At 40.6% G+C, this 17,813-nt stretch carries 10 protein-coding genes; 8 read left to right on the plus strand and 2 right to left on the minus strand.

Annotated elements, in window-relative coordinates; genetic code table 11:
* Window position 1 precedes the first annotated feature (1 nt).
* The 7 genes from JSY36_RS13905 to JSY36_RS13935 all read left to right on the plus strand — a co-directional run bounded on the left by JSY36_RS13905 (window position 2) and on the right by JSY36_RS13935 (window position 12,103).
* On the plus strand, window positions 2–268 hold the full coding sequence (locus tag JSY36_RS13905) for a hypothetical protein (protein WP_419466044.1): 267 nt from the start codon (window positions 2–4) through the stop codon (window positions 266–268).
* Window positions 269–514: 246 nt separating this feature from the next.
* Window positions 515–3,166 carry a peptidoglycan-binding protein gene (locus JSY36_RS13910; protein WP_205166834.1) on the plus strand — a complete coding sequence of 884 codons (2,652 nt, stop codon included), beginning with the start codon at window positions 515–517 and terminating at the stop codon, window positions 3,164–3,166.
* 33 nt (window positions 3,167–3,199) lie between these two features.
* Window positions 3,200–7,054 carry a peptidoglycan-binding protein gene (locus tag JSY36_RS13915; protein ID WP_205166835.1) on the plus strand — a complete coding sequence of 1,285 codons (3,855 nt, stop codon included), beginning with the start codon at window positions 3,200–3,202 and terminating at the stop codon, window positions 7,052–7,054.
* Window positions 7,055–7,415: 361 nt separating this feature from the next.
* On the plus strand, window positions 7,416–8,309 hold the full coding sequence (gene galU / locus JSY36_RS13920) for a UTP--glucose-1-phosphate uridylyltransferase GalU (RefSeq protein WP_205166836.1): 894 nt from the start codon (window positions 7,416–7,418) through the stop codon (window positions 8,307–8,309).
* A gap of 10 nt (window positions 8,310–8,319) precedes the next feature.
* Window positions 8,320–9,648, plus strand: coding sequence for a UDP-glucose 6-dehydrogenase TuaD (tuaD, locus tag JSY36_RS13925; RefSeq protein ID WP_205166837.1), 1,329 nt, complete (start codon window positions 8,320–8,322; stop codon window positions 9,646–9,648).
* A gap of 111 nt (window positions 9,649–9,759) precedes the next feature.
* Window positions 9,760–11,133: a sugar transferase gene (locus JSY36_RS13930; RefSeq protein ID WP_205166838.1), complete on the plus strand. Its 1,374-nt coding sequence runs from the start codon at window positions 9,760–9,762 to the stop codon at window positions 11,131–11,133.
* Window positions 11,134–11,167: 34 nt separating this feature from the next.
* A complete protein-coding gene (locus JSY36_RS13935; RefSeq protein ID WP_205166839.1) occupies window positions 11,168–12,103 on the plus strand; it encodes an SDR family NAD(P)-dependent oxidoreductase in 936 nt (311 codons plus the stop codon).
* A 32-nt stretch (window positions 12,104–12,135) separates the two neighbouring features.
* Here the strand turns inward: JSY36_RS13935 and JSY36_RS13940 are convergent, their stop codons facing one another.
* Entirely contained in the window at window positions 12,136–13,170 is a 1,035-nt protein-coding gene (locus JSY36_RS13940) for an LCP family glycopolymer transferase (RefSeq protein ID WP_205166840.1), read from the minus strand.
* A gap of 290 nt (window positions 13,171–13,460) precedes the next feature.
* Entirely contained in the window at window positions 13,461–15,383 is a 1,923-nt protein-coding gene (locus JSY36_RS13945; RefSeq protein WP_205166841.1) for an N-acetylmuramoyl-L-alanine amidase family protein, read from the minus strand.
* Window positions 15,384–15,776: 393 nt separating this feature from the next.
* Here JSY36_RS13945 and JSY36_RS13950 point away from each other — a divergent pair, with 393 nt between their 5' ends.
* Window positions 15,777–17,786, plus strand: a complete 2,010-nt coding sequence (locus tag JSY36_RS13950) for a penicillin-binding transpeptidase domain-containing protein (protein ID WP_205166842.1) — start codon at window positions 15,777–15,779, stop codon at window positions 17,784–17,786.
* Window positions 17,787–17,813 lie beyond the last annotated feature (27 nt).

The raw sequence follows: 17,813 nt of genomic DNA on the forward strand, positions 1-17,813 counted from the left end.
TATAATAGTAGGCAGTAGCGGAAGACGGCGACTCCAGCGGGAAAAGCAACAGCTGAAGACCCCGCAACGGAGTGAGGAGGCTGAAGCGTTGCCCGCGGAAAGCGTCCGTCTGAAGCGGATGCAGGATCTCTGCTTTTATGTGCAATTCATACTAGATCCTTTATTATTAGTGTACTACAAATATCTGAATAGTTGGATTATTAAACACAAAAAGAAAAGGCTGTTGAGAAAAGACTTTCTCAACAGCCTGACTAATCTTAGAGATTAGTCTTTTTTTGTCGGGATTATGTAAAAGTCTCTTGTAACTTGGAAAACTTATTTGTTAATATGACTTAGTGTGATAAATTTTTACAACGGAGGTAATTTATCTATAATGAGTTTGCGCAACTTTTTGACTTTGTCGGTTTTGTCCTTGGTTTTTATTATAACTGTGAACATTAGTTCCAATGTTGTTCACAGTGAGTATTTAAGTTACTACAATAACTCAGGCGTTACTGGAACAGTTAGTTTATCTATGAACGAATTATCAGAGGAAGAATTAAAAAAAGGTGATGAAGGGGAGGCAGTGTTAAAGCTTCAACAAGATTTACAGACCCTTGGCTTTATGGATGATAAAGACATAGATGGCTATTTTGGTTCTGTTACCAAAGATAATGTTGAGATGTTTCAGTATTATTATCAACTGCATGTGAGTGGTGTGGCAGATATTGAAACACTAAACTACATACAAGAATTGCTTACTTCCCCATTTAGGATGGGAAATAGTCATGCAGAGGTTGTAAACATTAAGTACGGGTTAAATGAATTGGGTTTTTATGTCTCAACTGATTTTCCTACCAGTTATGGTCCTGCAACGGATGAAGCTGTTAGAACTTTTCAAGAATATTATGGTTTAGTAGTGAATGGAATATATGATAGCGTAACATCATCAGCTATGGAAAAAAACCTAAACAATTCATTAAGATCTGGAGAGAACAACCTTCAAGTAGAAGAGTTGAAAAATAACTTGAATTATTTAGGATTTCCAGTAGCAATGAGTTTCCCAATGAACTTTGGTCCAGCTACCGAAATTGCAGTAGAGGACTTTCAGGCATATTACGGTTTGGTAGTAAATGGAATGGGGGATGAAGTTACCTTACGCAAAATAAACGAGATAATTGAAGCCCCACTTGCACCTGGTTTAAAAAGGCAAGATGTAATCCAATTTAAAAGGGATTTAAAGAAATCCGGATTTAAAGTATCTTCAAATCCAACAGATTGGTATGGGCCCTCTACAGAAAAAGTGGTGAATGAATTTCAGGAATACTTCAAAATTTCTTCCACTGATTCTCTGGATGATACCACACTTTCCCTTTTAGCTAGCATAGTAAACAGCCCTCTACAAAGTGGTATGAATAACGATGAGACGAAACAATTAAAAATTGACTTAAATAATATTGGCTTTGAAGTTTCCATGAACTATCCCGGCAGCTTTGGACCATCAACTGAGAGTGCTTTAATGTCATTTCAAAGATATTATGGTTTAGTCTCAAATGGAATAGGTGATCCAAGAACAATTTCAGCGTTAAATGATATTTTAGACAGTCCATTCCGTTTAAATCAAAACAGTAATGAAGTACGTTCATTAAAAGAAAATTTGAACTTTCTAGGCTTCCCTGTTTCGATGAATTTTCCCAATAATTTCGGTCTTGGAACTGAAGCAGCAGTTAAAAGTATACAAAGATATTATGGATTAGTTCCAAATGGAATTGGGGATCCAAACACATTATCAAAAATGAATGAGGTTCTAAGTGCACCTTTGGAACCCGGTCTTAAAAGGCAAGACGTAGTGGACTTAAAAATCGACTTGGGGAATTTAGGGTTTGCTGTTTCCTCTAATCCAACAGACTGGTATGGTCCTACTACAGAAAAAGTTGTAAGGGATTTTCAAGAGTATTATGGGTTACCTATAACAGGTAAATCAAATAAAGATACCTTAGACATGATAAATAGTATACTTTCGAGTTCTCTAAGAGAAGGCCAAAATAACTTAGAAACAGCTTCTCTTAAAAGTGATTTGAACAAACTTGGTTTTCCAGTAACAATGAATTTCCCCAATAGCTATGGTCCCTCTACAGCAAAGGCTGTAAGTGATTTGCAAAGGTACTATGGTCTTAGGGTGAACGGTATTGGAGATGTTATCACATTAGAAAAAATTAATAAAGTATTTTCTAGTCCACTACGATTGAACCAGAGTCATGATGAAGTTGTTCAACTTAAAGAGAACCTAAATAAAATAGGCTTTCCTGTTTCAATGAATTTCCCTCGTAGCTATGGTCCTGCTACTGAACAAGCAGTGAGAGACTTTCAATCAAGTTTAGGTCTCCCGGTTAGTGGGATAGCTGATGAAAATACTTTAGCTATGTTAGAAGAAAGGGCTAACCTTGTAACCAGAAATGGCTTAGTTACTGCTTCTAATCTTAATGTAAGAACCGGTCCGGGTAATAGTCACAATATAATTGGTTCCCTTCCGCAAAACACAAATGTGATTATAAAAAATGACAATGGAAATGGATGGTACGAGATAGTCTTTAACAGAGGCTCTGCCTTTGTCTCAGCAGGCCACATAAAATTGGCCACCAATGAACTGGATGGGAAAATAATTATGCTAGACCCAGGTCACGGAGATGGTGATGTAGGCGGAATTGGAAATGGTCTTCTTGAAAAGGATGTTGTTTTGGATATATCTTTAAGAGCCCGACGATTACTTGAAAACTCTGGAGCGACCGTAATAATGACAAGAGAAACCGATGTATTCTACACTTTGGGTGAGCGTGCTTCCATGGCGAATTCATCTAATGCAGATATATTTATTAGTGTTCATGCTAATGCATTTAATGGAGTTGCTCATGGTACTGAAACATTCTGGCACGGGAAGTATAAACGAGCTGAAAGCCAAAAGTTAGCTCACTCAATTCAAGATGCCGTTGTTAAACACATGGGAACTCATTACCGCAGAGTAGATGAAGGTAACTATCATGTTATCAGGGAAACTGTTATACCAAGTGCTTTGTTAGAGGTTGGTTTTTTAGATCATGCGGGGGATGCTGCTAAATTGAGACAAAGTTCGTATCTGCAAAAAAGTGCAGAAGGGATCTTAGAAGGTGTTATTCAATATTACAAGTAATTTAGTAAACATAGAAGATAGTGGGGGAGAATAGTGTTTAGAAGAAAAGAATCTATTGTTTTAATTACTGTTGTAACTTTAGGTGCTTCCGTTATCTGGAATTCACCAACTTTAGCAGATTCAAAGAAACAGAGTGATTTAGAATTAAATAATGAATCTCACAGTGAAGAGTATGAAATAACAGAGAATGAAATTGCTAATAGAGAACAGGAACTAACAGAAGGAAAGGATGAATATAAGGGCGAGGAGGATAGTGAAAAAAGCGAAGGTGGGGTAAAAGAGGAAGTTGATGTTATTGGTGCAGATGATCTAGAAGAAATTGAATCAGAACCCGAATCAGAACCCGAATTAAAGGATAAATTAGACGAAACTAAAGAGAACGAAGAAGAATCTGATAAATCTTCTGAAATGATGTCATTAAACCAAGAAGCCAAAGACCAGATGAGTGCGGAAGAAATACATATCCTGCAGGAAAGCTTAGATCAATTAGGGTTTAAGACTTCTTTAACTGGTATCTTGGATGAAGGAACTAGAAAATCGTTAGATCAATTGCAACAATACTACGGCCTTTCTAGAACTGGTGAACCTACAGAAGAAACTATGAAAAAAATTGAAGAAATTTTATCAGGTCCACTAGTTCCTGGGCGTAATAATTCAGCTGTCAGTCAATTAAAAGAAAGCTTGAATTATTTAGGTTTTAATGTTTCGATGAACTTCCCTGGAAGCTATGGAGCAGCAACAAGGGAAGCGGTACAGGAGTTGCAAGAGTATTATGGACTTGTTGTTAATGGCATTGCAGATGAAGTAACACTAAAAAAAATAGACGATATTAAATCTGCTCCACTCTCTCTTGGATTAAAACGAAGTGATGTTTTGGATTTGAAATTAAAGCTAGGTGAAGTTGGTTTTATTGTGTCTGCCAGTCCAACTAATTATTATGGGCCGGTTACAGAGGGTGTAGTAAAAGATTTTCAATCATCTTTTAACTTAAATGTAACTGGAATAGCAGACCAACAAACTCTTGAAAAACTTGATGGAATTGTTTCCAACCCGCTAAGGTTGCATCAAAATAATGAACAAGTTATTCAGTTCAAAGAGAATTTAAATACTTTAGGTTTTTCCGTATCCATGAACTTCCCCGGAAATTATGGACCGGCTACCGAGAGGGCTACGAGAAACTTTCAATCTTACTACGGCATTGCTAATACAGGAATTGGAGATGCTGAAACATTAGCCGTGATGGCAGATATATTGGCCAGCCCATACAAATTAGGAGCAAATAATGAAGAAGTAAGGTTATTAAAAGAGAATTTAAACATGTTGGGCTTTACAGTTTCGATGAATTTCCCTAATAGTTTTGGACCAGCTACAGAAACTACGTTAAAGACTTTTCAGAGGACTAATAACCTTGTTCCTAATGGCATTGGGGACCCTGTGACAATGGCAAAAGTAGAAACGCTTATAAATGAGCCCATGGGCCCTGGTCTTAGAAGAAAAGACGTAATTAATTTCAAATTAAATTTGGAAGAGGTAGGGTTCAAAGTTTCAGCTAATCCAACTGACCTTTATGGTCCTGTAACGGAGCAAGTAGTAAGAGACTTTCAATCTTATTATGGGCTAAAAGTTAGTGGGATAGCGGATAAGGAAACACTTTCTACATTGAAAGACCTACAGAATGCCCCGCTTAGAAAAGGGGGAAATAATCATGAAACAGTGCTTTTGAAAGATAATTTAAACTTTTTAGGCTTTGATGTATCAATGAACTCCCCACGAAATTTTGGTCCGGCAACAGAGTTAGCTGTGAAAAAATTACAGAAATATTATGGACTAGTTGAGAATGGTATTGGAGACCCTGTTACACTAGCAAAAATAGAAGAGGTTTTAAATGCCCCATTTGCTTTGGGTTTAAAGAGGCATGATGTAGTAAGCTTAAAGCTTGATCTTGAAGATATTGGATTTTTCGTAGCTTCAAACCCTACAGATTATTATGGCTCCGTAACTGAACGTGTGGTCAGGGAGTTTCAAAGTTATTATGGGCTAAAGGAAACTGGTGTAGCAGATAAGGAAACGCTGGTAACAATTGAAAACATTCTTAATAGCTCTTATCGTGAAGGAGAAAGCCATAATGGTGTGGTGGATTTAAAAGAAAAATTAAATATTTTAGGTTTTCATGTAACAATGAACTCTCCGGAAAGTTATGGTAGTTTGACTGCGGCTGCTGTAAAGGAATTACAAGAATATTACGGTTTACGAATGAATGGTATAGGTGATCAGGTAACTTTAGATAAGATTGAAAAATTAATTCAAAGCCCTCTCAGCAAAGGTCAAGTTAGTGACGAAGTAGTTACCTTGAAAGAAGATTTAAATAAGTTAGGTTTTGAGGTTTCAATGAACTTCCCGAGAGAATACGGCAGTGCCACAGAACGAGCTGTAAGGGAATTTCAAGTTTATTATAATTTGAAAGTAAGTGGAATCGCTGAAACAAAAACGCTAGAAAAGATTGAAAATATATTAAAAGGTCCTTTGAGACTTGGGCAGAGCAATAATCAAGTTAGACAACTCAAAGAGGATTTGAACAGCTTAGGATTCACAGTCGGTATGAATTTCCCTAACAGCTATGGAGCAGAGACAGAAAAGGCAGTAAGAGAGTTTCAGGAATTCTTTGATCTTCGAGTAAGCGGGATTGCAGATCAAGTCACTTTGCAAAAAATTGATGAACTTCAAAATTTAGCACAGATGACAACTTATACACAATATAACTTAACATTGGAACAGGCTTTAAATGAGCAATTGAGAAAGGATGTACCTCCTCAAACGGACTTGTATAGAAACTCTCCTGCTTACCTATCAGCAAAATCAGTTACACCTATTAAAGGCACAACTAGTGGGAATGTTAACTTAAGGAGTGAAGCAACTACAAACTCATCCGCCCATACATTGGCATTAAGAGGAACAGATCTAACCTTAAAAGGTGAGGTTGAAGGGCAATCTGTTGGAGGGAACATCCTTTGGTACGAAATAGATTATGATGGTTTGACTCTTTTTGTCCACAGTTCATTAGTAAATGTTACTCAAGTCAAAACATTAACACCAGTTAGCATACAACAATCACCAGAGGGAGGGGCCCATTCATACAGAGACTTAGTTAAAGGGGTCACTCTAAATGTTAGAGAGAAATTAAATGATAATAACTGGTACGACATAAACTATGAGGGTAACTTTGGAATATGGAGAAATGCACGAACTGAAGATGTCCTTAAACATCTTGATCCTGAACAAAACGACATCCTTCAGCACCTTGTTTTGGATAGGTCGACTGGATTGTCTGTATCACAAGTGAATCTTGCTCTAAATGGAAAGGGAGTTCTTGATGGAATGGGTCAGGCATTCTTGGATGCGGGTAGACTTCATGAAGTAAACGAGCTTTATTTGCTTTCTCATGCCTTACTGGAATCTGGTCATGGTACTTCAAGTTTGGCTAGAGGAATAGAGGTAGGTAAAAATCAAGATGGAAATCCTGAAGTTGTAAACGATAATAACCGCTCAAAACTAACTGAAATTAAGACAACATATAACATGTTTGGAATTGGTGCTTTTGATCATGACGCGCATCGATTAGGTGCTATCAGAGCATATGAAAGAAGCTGGTTTAGTCCTGAAGAGGCAATTATTGGCGGGGCGGAATTTGTAAGACATGGATATTTCGATAATGGCCAAAATACTCTCTATAAGATGAGATGGAACCATTTGTATTTGAACAGTTGGAGAGGTTATTCCCAATATGCAACAGATATGGGGTGGGCAGTTAAACAATTACCTCTTATGAGAAGTCTGTATAATCAAATGGATAATCCGATAATGCTTTTTGATATTGTAAAATTTAATTAACAGAAGAGGCTGGTGCAAAAGCCTGAAAGAACAAGTGAACCGCATGGAATCAAGATTTATAACTTTGATTTTATGCGGTTTTACTTTTAAGATTCTATTTAATTAGACCGTCTCAAGTTATGTCCTGTCCCAATCTGGATTGTTATTTACACAACTGGTCTGAATTTACGACAAAATTCCATGTCATTCTATGGATTATGTAGTTTTTAAGTATTATAATGATAAGATATGAGAAAAGAACTTTAGATTTAATTTAGTTATTTAATAACAAATTATTAATTATGAAACAATGGTTACATTAAAAACGTCTAGTGATATAAGTAAGTAGTATCTTAACAAAGTTTATATTGAGGTGAAAAAATTGCAAGTAAAAAAAGCAATAATTCCTGCTGCAGGGCTTGGAACAAGATTCCTTCCTGCTACGAAAGCACAGCCTAAAGAAATGCTGCCGATAGTGGACAAGCCTACAATACAATATATTATTGAAGAAGCGATTGCTTCTGGTATAGAAGACATTATTGTGGTCACGGGTCGTGGAAAAAGAGCGATTGAGGATCACTTTGATAAATCATTTGAATTAGAAGAAACTCTTGAAAAGAAAGACAAGCAGGTACTTTTAAAACAAATGCAGGAAATTTCAAGTATGACAAATATTCATTATATTCGTCAAAAGGAGCCAATGGGCCTTGGACATGCCATCTGGTGCGCACGTAAGTTTATCGGAAATGAACCATTTGCCGTTTTACTCGGTGACGACATCGTGCAGTCCGAAACACCATGTCTTGAGCAGTTGATAGACGTTTATGACCGTTACCATTCATCGGTTGTGGGGGTTCAGGAAGTGCCGGACAAAGATGTTTCGAAATATGGGATTGTAGCGCCTAAGGGACATGAAATTGAATCGAATGTCATTCATGCTGAAACCTTGGTTGAGAAGCCGGCGATTGAAGATGCGCCTTCCAATTATGCGATTATGGGACGTTACGTGTTGCGTCCGGAGATTTTTGAGATTCTTGAAAATCTGCCAACCGGATCCGGCGGTGAAATTCAGCTTACAGATGCGATTAATGTGCTGAATCAGAAGCAGGCCGTTCTGGCATATAACTTCGAAGGCATCCGATACGACGTGGGTGATAAATTCGGTTTTATAAAAGCGACGGTTGATTTTGCCCTTCAGCGGGAAGATCTATCTACAGAGGTAGCTGAATACTTAAAAGAAGTTTACGAAACCAAGTTAAGCGCAGTGAAAGGTTAGGAGATTACTAATGAAAAAAATAGCAGTAATGGGCACTGGTTATGTTGGACTTGTATCAGGGACGTGTTTTGCTGAAACAGGAAACCAGGTAGTATGCTGTGATATTGATGAAACAAAGATTACTAATTTAATCAACGGTAAGATACCAATTTATGAGCCGGGACTTGAAGAGGTTGTGAAACGAAACGTCAAGGAAGAGCGTCTTACATTTACAACTGACATTCCTCAAGCCATTCGTGATGCTGAGATTATTTACATTGGAGTAGGTACACCGATGGCTGAGTCCGGTGAGGCTGACTTAACCTTTGTTAAGAACGTCGCTCAGACAATTGGGGAAAACCTGAACGGATTTAAAGTCATTGTTAATAAAAGTACCGTACCTGTTGGAACAGGAAGACTTGTTCATGGGATTGTTTCAAGCAGAAGCAATGGAAGAGCGCCGTTTGACGTAGTATCAAATCCTGAGTTTTTAAGGGAAGGCTCTGCCTTGTATGACACCATGAACATGGAACGGGCTGTGGTAGGAGCAACAAGCGATCATGCTGCAGATATGATTATTGAATTGCACAAGCCGTTTACAGAGACGATTGTAAAAACCAATCTTGAAACAGCAGAAATGATTAAGTATGCTTCCAATGTCTTTCTTGCAACCAAAATATCCTATATCAATGATATTGCGAATATTTGTGAACGCGTTGGTGCAGACGTTACAAAAGTGGCCGAAGGTATGGGATATGATAAGCGGATTGGTGCACAGTTCCTCCAGGCCGGTATCGGTTACGGGGGCTCCTGCTTCCCTAAGGATTCTAAGGCACTTGTTCATATAGCTGAACAGGTCGGTTATGATTTTAAGCTGGCGAAAGCTGTTATTGAAACAAATGATAAGCAAAAACTGAAAGTAGTTTCAAAGCTTAAAAGTATATTTCCAAGTCTGAAAGGCAAGCGAATTGCTGTACTCGGTCTTGCATTTAAACCTAACACAGATGACATGAGAGACGCTCCCTCACTTGAAATTATTCCTGAGCTTGTTAAGCATGAAGCAGATGTGGAAGCATTTGATCCTATTGCAAACCATGCAGCCAAGCAGTTTTTTGGAGAGAGTATCACATACAGCACAGACTTATACAAAACGATTGAAAATGCAGATGCATGTGTGATTCTCACCGATTGGAAAGAGATTGTTGAAATGGACCTCGATAAAGTCAGCAGACAGTTAAAGATGCCGATTTTAATCGATGGACGTAATTGCTTTGATCTGAAAGAAGCAGAGAAAGCTGGTCTGATCTATCATTCAATCGGACGTCCGGTTGTAGAACAAAGTGCAAAAGTTATTCAATAACACTGCTAAAGTGGTTTATTTATAAGGATTTGTGTGTATTTATTTTACAAGATGGAAACATTGACTCAATGTGAACCAGGGGTTTTACAGTAAGAGAGAGAGGTATTTACGATGCCTGACAGTAATCAATTAACAAACCATAAAGGCTTTATCATTGTAGCCGATTTACTCATTATTTTAGCGGCTTACGTTGGAGCCTTTTATATCCGTTACAATGGCTTCCCGCAGGAAAACTGGAATTCTTTCATTTCACTTTTACCATGGATCCTGCTGATCGGTCTTTTCTTTATATCCATCTATGAGCTTTATGCGCTGGATCGCAGGAAGACCCTCTGGGATATCATGATTAAAGTAGTTGTAGCTGTAATTGCTATGGCTTTCCTTACAATGGCAGCCTCCTATTTATTCAGAGAATTTGCCATGCCGCGATCGATTATCCTTATCGGAAGTATATTCATGGTAATTTTCCTTACTTCATTTAAGCTGCTTTATTTGAAGTTTACGAGAGGCAATGTTGTAGGGAATGTCCTTTTTATCGGTGATGCTGAAAACACAGATAAAATTCTGTCGAAAATTAAGAAGCCAATGATGAAGGGAACAAGAATTACCCAGCTTGCTCCATCTACATCAATGGACAAAATAAAGCTGTATATGAAAGAAACTGATTACGTACTCTTATGCACCAGTGTCAGCAAAGAGGAAAAATCACAAATCATCTATTATGCTATGAAACAGAATAAGCTGGTTTATGTTATTCCGACACTTTACGAGCTTTTGCTGCAACGGGCAAATGTATCACCTTTGGACGACACCCTTGTAATGTCAGTAAAGCCTTTTGGTTTAACTTGGGACCAGACGCTCGTTAAGCGGGTATGTGATCTTGTCGCTTCAGCTTCCCTCTTAATCATTCTAAGCCCAGTATTGCTGATCACAGCCATTGTTGTGAAGCTGGAAGACCCTAAGGGCAGTGTGATCTACAGCCAGGAGCGTTTCGGCAAAGACAACAAGCCGTTTACAATCTATAAATTCCGGTCTATGATTGAAGGGGCAGAAAGCAAAACCGGTCCCGTGCTTGCTGTTGAGGATGATGACCGGATTACCAAGGTAGGAAGGTTTATGCGGGCGACCCGCTTGGATGAGCTGCCCCAGCTGTTTAATGTTCTTAAAGGTGACATGTCTCTTGTAGGACCGAGGCCTGAACGTGGTTTTTTTATAAAACAGTTGTCGAAAAAGCATTATCATTACGGTTATCGCAATAAAGTGAAGCCGGGGATCACCGGTTATGCACAAATAATGGGTAAATATAGTACAGAAGTGGATGACAAGCTCAGGTTTGACCTGTATTATATCCGTAACTATAGTTTCTGGCTGGATATTGTCATTCTATTAAAAACGTTCCTTGTGTTACTGGACAAATCAAAGGCAGAGGGAACGGAAAAGAAAGAAGAACGTACAGAAAAAAGGGTCAGCCAGCTAACCAAATAAGGCTGGCCTTTTCTTTTTGAAAAGAGGGTTGATAATGAACAAAGTGCTGGTTACAGGGGGAGCTGGATTTATTGGCTCTCATGTAGTAGACATGCTGCTTAAAAAAAAGATGAATGTAGTCATATTGGATAATTTAAGTACAGGCACTCTTAAAAATCTTGATTCGAGTCTGGATGAGGTTTCTTTTTGTGAAGGCAGTATTACACATATGGAAGCAGTACAGAACGTTTTTCAGCTGCATCCGGACATTGATCATGTCATTCACATGGCTGCTCAAAGTAAGGTGGGGCCGTCACTGGAGAATCCTGTTGCAGATGCAGGTGTTAATATTACGGGGACAATTAATCTGCTTGAATGCAGCAGGAAAGCGAATGTCCGTACGTTTATTTATGCTTCTTCAGCTGCTGTCTACGGAGAAACTTCAGTACTTCCGATTAAGGAGCAACATGAGGTTAACCCACTCTCCCCATATGGTGTATCAAAGCTTGCTGCTGAAGAATATGTGAAAACATATGGCAGACTTTATGATATGGAAGTGAAGTGCCTCAGATTTGCCAATGTTTACGGACCAAGACAAAGTGCAGCAACAGAATCAGGTGTGATTACCATTTTTATTGAAGACCTCATTAATGGTAAGAGACCTGTCATTTTTGGTGACGGTCTGCAGACGAGGGATTTTATCTTTGTAAAAGATGTAGCCAGAGCTGTCTGCCAGTGGATCGATGAAAAATCTGACTCCTTTGTGTATAACGTAAGTTCAGGAGAGGAAACAAGTATTGAAGAACTGCTGAAAGTTATCTGCGAATCCATGGGCCAGGATTATTCACCAAGGTTCGAAAAAGAAAGGCCGGGGGATATAAAGAGAAGTTATTTGGACAATGTCTCACTATGCAGGGAGAGCTCCTGGACGGTTGATGTTCCATTAAACAAAGGGCTTGAAGAAACAATTGATTATTATAGAAAGAAATAAAAGAACCGGGTGGTAAATTCCACCCGGTTTCCTTAATACTCCGTATTCGTTTCTTCGGTCTGTTCTGCAGATTCAGCTTCGTCTGCAAATTCAGGATCTGTGTCAACTTCTATATCAAGGTGCTGTTTCAGCATGGTTGAAACTTCTTTAACGGAATCTTCTCTGAGCTGGTAATAATAAACGCCGTTTTCAGTATAATTGTCTCCTGAGAATGACACGGATTCAATATTATTTAACTCATCGGCGTAGGAGTGCATCCCGAGTACATGATTAAAGCTCATGTTGGTATAGATATTTCCGTCAAGAGCATCCATCAATGAGCCAAAATTAGTAATGGAACTCAAGCTTGCTGCTTCTTTAATAACGGATTCCATAATTTCTTTTTGGCGGTCTCCTCTGCCGAGATCTCCTCTCGGGTCTGACTTTCTCATTCTTGCATACGCCAGAGCTTCCTGACCGTTAAGTCTTTGAGGACCTTCTTCAATTGTAAGCGTACCATAGGTAGCATTATCCGTTTCAGTAAATGTCATTGGAACCTCTACATCAACACCGCCTAATTCATCGATGATCTTCATAAATGCATCGAAATTCAATGATAGGAAGTAATCAACGGGAATATCCAGCAGGTTTTCAACTGTGGCAATGGACATATCCACTCCGCCAAATGCATGAGCATGATTAATTTTATCAATGCGCTCACGTCCGGCGATCTGAACTCTTGAATCCCGTGGAATATTCAGCATTTTAATGGTTCCTTCTTTTGGGTTGAATGTTGCCAGTACCATTGCATCCGAGATTCCGGAAAGGTCACCGTCTCTCGTATCCAATCCTAAAATCAGCATTGAAAACGGGTCCTTATTCGGGTTAATGGCAGCGTCCCGGTATTCAGAATGTTCACCACGGTCAAGATCAACCTGGGCGCTTTGGGAAACATCATTTATTTTCCAGAATGCGTATCCGCCTGTAGTTAGAATCAGTAACAAGAAAACAAGTGAAGTAACCTTTATAAATCGTTTGAAAGGTGACCTTTTTTTTCTGCGTTTCTTTTCCATTCGTGAATGTGCCACCGTCAGACACTCCTCTTCTTATTAACTACTAGAAATGAAGGGATAGGATGTCCTTTTTTAGTAGAAAATTTATAATAGCCTCATAAAATCTTACCGTATCTTGTCGAAACAGTAAAGATAATAATGAGAAACTTTAAACAAAATGCTGTTAGATTGCTATAGTAGGAGACGTCATTTTGAGTATTAAGTTACACACATCCTTTGTATCGGGTATTTAGATACACTCCTCTTTTCCCGTTTTATTATAAACAATAAACCAGCATTCAATGGCGAATGCTGGTTTTGATAGTTTAATTGAAATAATCCACAATACCGTTCTTCAGGCTGTTCACAACCTTGTCCTGTTCATTTTTAATAATGTGGAGGTCCCTTTGGTTTGTCATAAAACCGATCTCAACCAATGTGCTTGGCATTGTCGTATAGCGGATGACTTCAAAGTTTGCGTTCTTCACGTTTCTGTCTCTTAAGCCCAACTCGCCTACAAGGCGGTTATGGATGCTGCTTGCAAGCTTCTGGCTTCCGGCCGGTGCGTGCACCGTGTTATAGAATGCTTCGGTTCCATGAGCCGATGGATCAGGGAAGGCATTTAAATGAATGCTTAAAAAGATGTCGGAGCTCGTATTATTCGCCATCCGGACACGTTCACTTAAAGCAACGTAGCGGTCGTTCGTGCGGCTCGTAATAACGGTGGCGCCTAGTTTCTCCAGCTCAGTTTTCAGCTTGTTGGAGATTTGAAGGGCCAGGGCACTTTCCTTATCTCCCCCGACTACTGCTCCTGGATCATTACCTCCGTGCCCCGGGTCAAGGAAAATCGTTTTTCCGTTCAGCTGTCCACTGGATGGTGGAGGTGTTGTACCCGGTGTTACAATTTGCACATAATCACTATGGATGAAGCCTTTTTGGTTGCTGTAACTGATTTGATACCAGCTGCCTGACAGGCCTTTAAGGTCGACTACAGTCCCATTACGCAGAGAACCGATGATGGAAGCGGATGAAGATGCCTGAGAGCGGACATTCAGGTTTGATGCCGTTATCTGACCTTTTTTATCGATGCTTTCGTCTCCGCCGGAACCATTTACTTTCACATAATCTGCGTGAATAAAGCCCCAACGGTTGTTAATGTTGATTTTATACCAGCTGCCGGATTTTTCGTACAGGTCCACTTTTGTTCCTCTTGAAAGGGACCCGATAATGGAGCCGGATGTTGAAGCCTGAGAGCGGACGTTCAAGCTGGAAGCGGTAATTTCACCCTGTTGTTCAGGTTTTGTACTATCAGAAGAACCACTGCCCTGAACTTTTACATAGTCTGCGTGAATAAAGCCCCAGCGATTGTTGATGCTGACTTTATACCAGCTGCCTGATTTTTCGTACAGGTCCACTTTTGTTCCTCTTGAAAGGGACCCGATAATGGATCCGGATGTTGAAGCCTGTGAGCGGACGTTTAAGCTTGAAGCCGTAATTTCCCCTTGCTGCTCAGGCTTGGTGTTACCTGATGAACCACTGCCCTGAATTTTAACGTAGTCAGCGTGGATAAAGCCCCAGCGATTGTTGACGTTGACTTTATACCAGCTGCCTGATTTTTCATAAAGATCGACTTTCGTTCCTCTCGATAGTGATCCGATAATGGAAGAGGAAGACGATGCCTGAGAGCGGACATTCAGGTTTGATGCCGTTACTTCGCCTTGGTTCTCGGGGGTTGCGCTCCCGGAACCACTGCTTGTTACTTTAACATAATCACTATGTATAAAGCCCGAACGGTTATTATGATTAATTTTGAACCAGCTTCCATGTCGTTCCTGAAGTTCCACAGATACGCCTCTGGATAAACTGCCGATAACAGCAGAGGATGCAGAAGCACTGGATCTGACATTCAAGCTTGAAGCGGTGATTTGACCTTTTTGACCTGACAATGCTGTACCGGGTTGACTGGTGACTTTAACAAAGTCTCCATGAATATAGCCTGTTTGATTATTTACTTTTACTTTGTACCAGCTGCCTGAGCGTTCATATAATGATACTTTGGTACCTCTCGATAGTGAACCTATCACATTAGAGTTGGTTGATGGCTGCGATCGGACGAATAAAGAAGATGCTGTGACTTCACCGGTCATTACATCGTGGCTATTCGCCAATGTGGGTTGTTCAGAATCAAACATGATAAATGGCATCATGATCATAAACACTAAGGCAAAGATTGTGAGATTTTTCTTCAAAAAATCAACTCCTCATCTTTTACCTCTCAACCGAAACTGAGAAAATATTTCCAAATTGTGTCCAGCAGCATTGCCAGTCCGATTAAAAAGATTCCTAGACAAGCGACACTGATGGGTGAACCCCATTCGACATTCTTCAAGCTTCCTGCTTCCCCCTCCTTTATCTATTTCCATAAAAAGTACCATATACGGAATGGTATTACTATCCGACTTTTTTTGATAAATTCAGCACTTAGGTGTCTAAATGAGCTTATTTTTGAAAAATATTATCTATTAATGCCATATAAATCTCCCGGGTTTACAAAATAAGGTGAAATATGATAGCAATGGTAATAGAATATGAATCTTGGTTCATATGTCTTTCGTCTATATAACAGAGGGGGAGATCGCGAAATGATTCGAAAGTCATTATACATAGGTTTAGGGGCAGGGTTTGTCCTGCTTGCAGGGTGTTCGGGGGAGGATCCGAATCCGGAGGAAACACTGGAAGACTATCTTTCTTCATGGGAGAACGGTGATTATGCCGGGATGGAGAATCTGTTAACGGAAGCATCTGCTTCTGCAATTGCGGGGGAAGAGCTTTCTTTTTCTGATAAATATGAGGAGCTTTATGAAGAACTCGGTGTGACAGAACTTGATGTTAGCTTTACCGGGCGTGATTTTGAGGAAGAGGAAGTGGATCTCGGGGAGCTTGAAGAGATCACCTATCCGGTTCAGGTGGGAATGGAGACGGTGATTGGTTCTTTTGACTACGACACGGATGTGACGCTTTTGAAAGAAGAAGGAGAAGAAGGTGAGGAATGGCGGATCGGCTGGGAGGCCGGTCATTTGTTCATGGGGATGCAGGCGTTCTCGGACAGTGTGGAAGTGACAACGGAAGCGCCGGATACGAGAGGGCAGATTTTTGCCGGGAATGGTGAGAGTCTGGCGGTGAATGGGACATATATGAGCATCGGATTCGTGTTTCAGGATATTGAAGACCTTGATGCGGAAGCGGAGGAGCTTTCTGACATTATCGGTCTTGATGAGGAACGGATCCTTGAGCTGGTGGCAGGGTACGAAGAGAATCCCGAGTGGCATGCGCCGGTGATGAATGTTCCTAATGATCATGCCTTCATTGACGAGGTTCTGGAAGCCCAGATTCCGGGGGTACTGGTCCGTGAATATAACGGGCGTGAATATGGATACGGGTCGCTGGCGGCTCACCTGACAGGGCACCTTGCCATCGCAACAGCCGATTTTCTGGAAAAGAACGATTGGCCGGGTTATCATGGCAACAGCTATTACGGGCGGCGCGGTCTTGAGAATGCCTACGAAGAAACCTTGAGAGGTGAAGTAGGATCGCAGATAAACATTGTGGACGGGGAAGGAAACCAGCGTGATGTCCTTCAGCGGACGGAAGCGGAGAATGGGGAAGATCTGTTCTTAACGATTGATATGGAATTGCAGGAAAAGCTTCATGATGCAATGGGAGATGAGAGGGGTGCCGGGGTCGTGATGGATCCTGTGTCAGGTGAGGTCTTTGCTATGGTGAGTAAGCCGGATTACAACCCTGGTGAGTTATATTTACGAACAACGTCAATTGAGGAAGAGCAAACGTTGAACCGGTATAATTTCCGCTTTTCGCCCGGTTCTGTGTTTAAACCGCTAACGGCAGCGATCGGTCTTGAAGAGGGAACCCTGGATCCCGAAGAGCAATTTACAATTACAGGTGAGCAGTGGCAGCCTGAGGGCTCTGACTGGGGAAATCACCAGATTACGCGGGTGAATGATGACGTTGACATTGTTGATTTGGAAGCGGGGATGAAGTATTCCGATAATATTTACTTTGCCATGCAGGCGCTGGAGATAGGCGAGGAAAAAATGGAAGCGTGGGCGGAGCGGTTTGGATTCGGCGGGAATTATCCTTTTAAATATCCTATTTATGTTTCGAACCTTTCCAATGAAGGACTTGGCAACAGCGCATTGCTTGCTGACACGGGCTACGGGCAGGGGGAGGTACAAATGAACCCGGTTCATCTCGCTTCTCTTTATACGATGTTCGTTAATGAGGGAAGTATTGTTCAGCCGGTCCTGTTTCAGGACGAAGGTCCGGCGTATTTTAGTGAATCGGTTATTTCAGAAGAGACGGCTTCCACGGTTCTTGATTCAATGGTTGCGGTTGTTGAAGACCCGAATGGAACAGCCTACCGGAGTAATCCGGGGCACAGCCGCTCACTTGCAGGGAAAACGGGAACGGCTGAAATCAAAGATTCACAGGATGATGTGGATGGAGACAGAATCGGCTGGTATGCCAGCGTAGATGTTGAAGAGCGCGATCTTCTTGTGGTTATGATGGTGGAAGGTGCCGGGAGCGGAGAAGTGGTTGATAAAGTGAATGAGTTCTGGGCCAGTCTGGAATAACGGGCTCGATTTAGTCCGTCGGCAACT

The sequence above is a fragment of the Alteribacter salitolerans genome, assembly GCF_016901055.1.
GTDB lineage: Bacteria > Bacillota > Bacilli > Bacillales > Salisediminibacteriaceae > Alteribacter > Alteribacter keqinensis.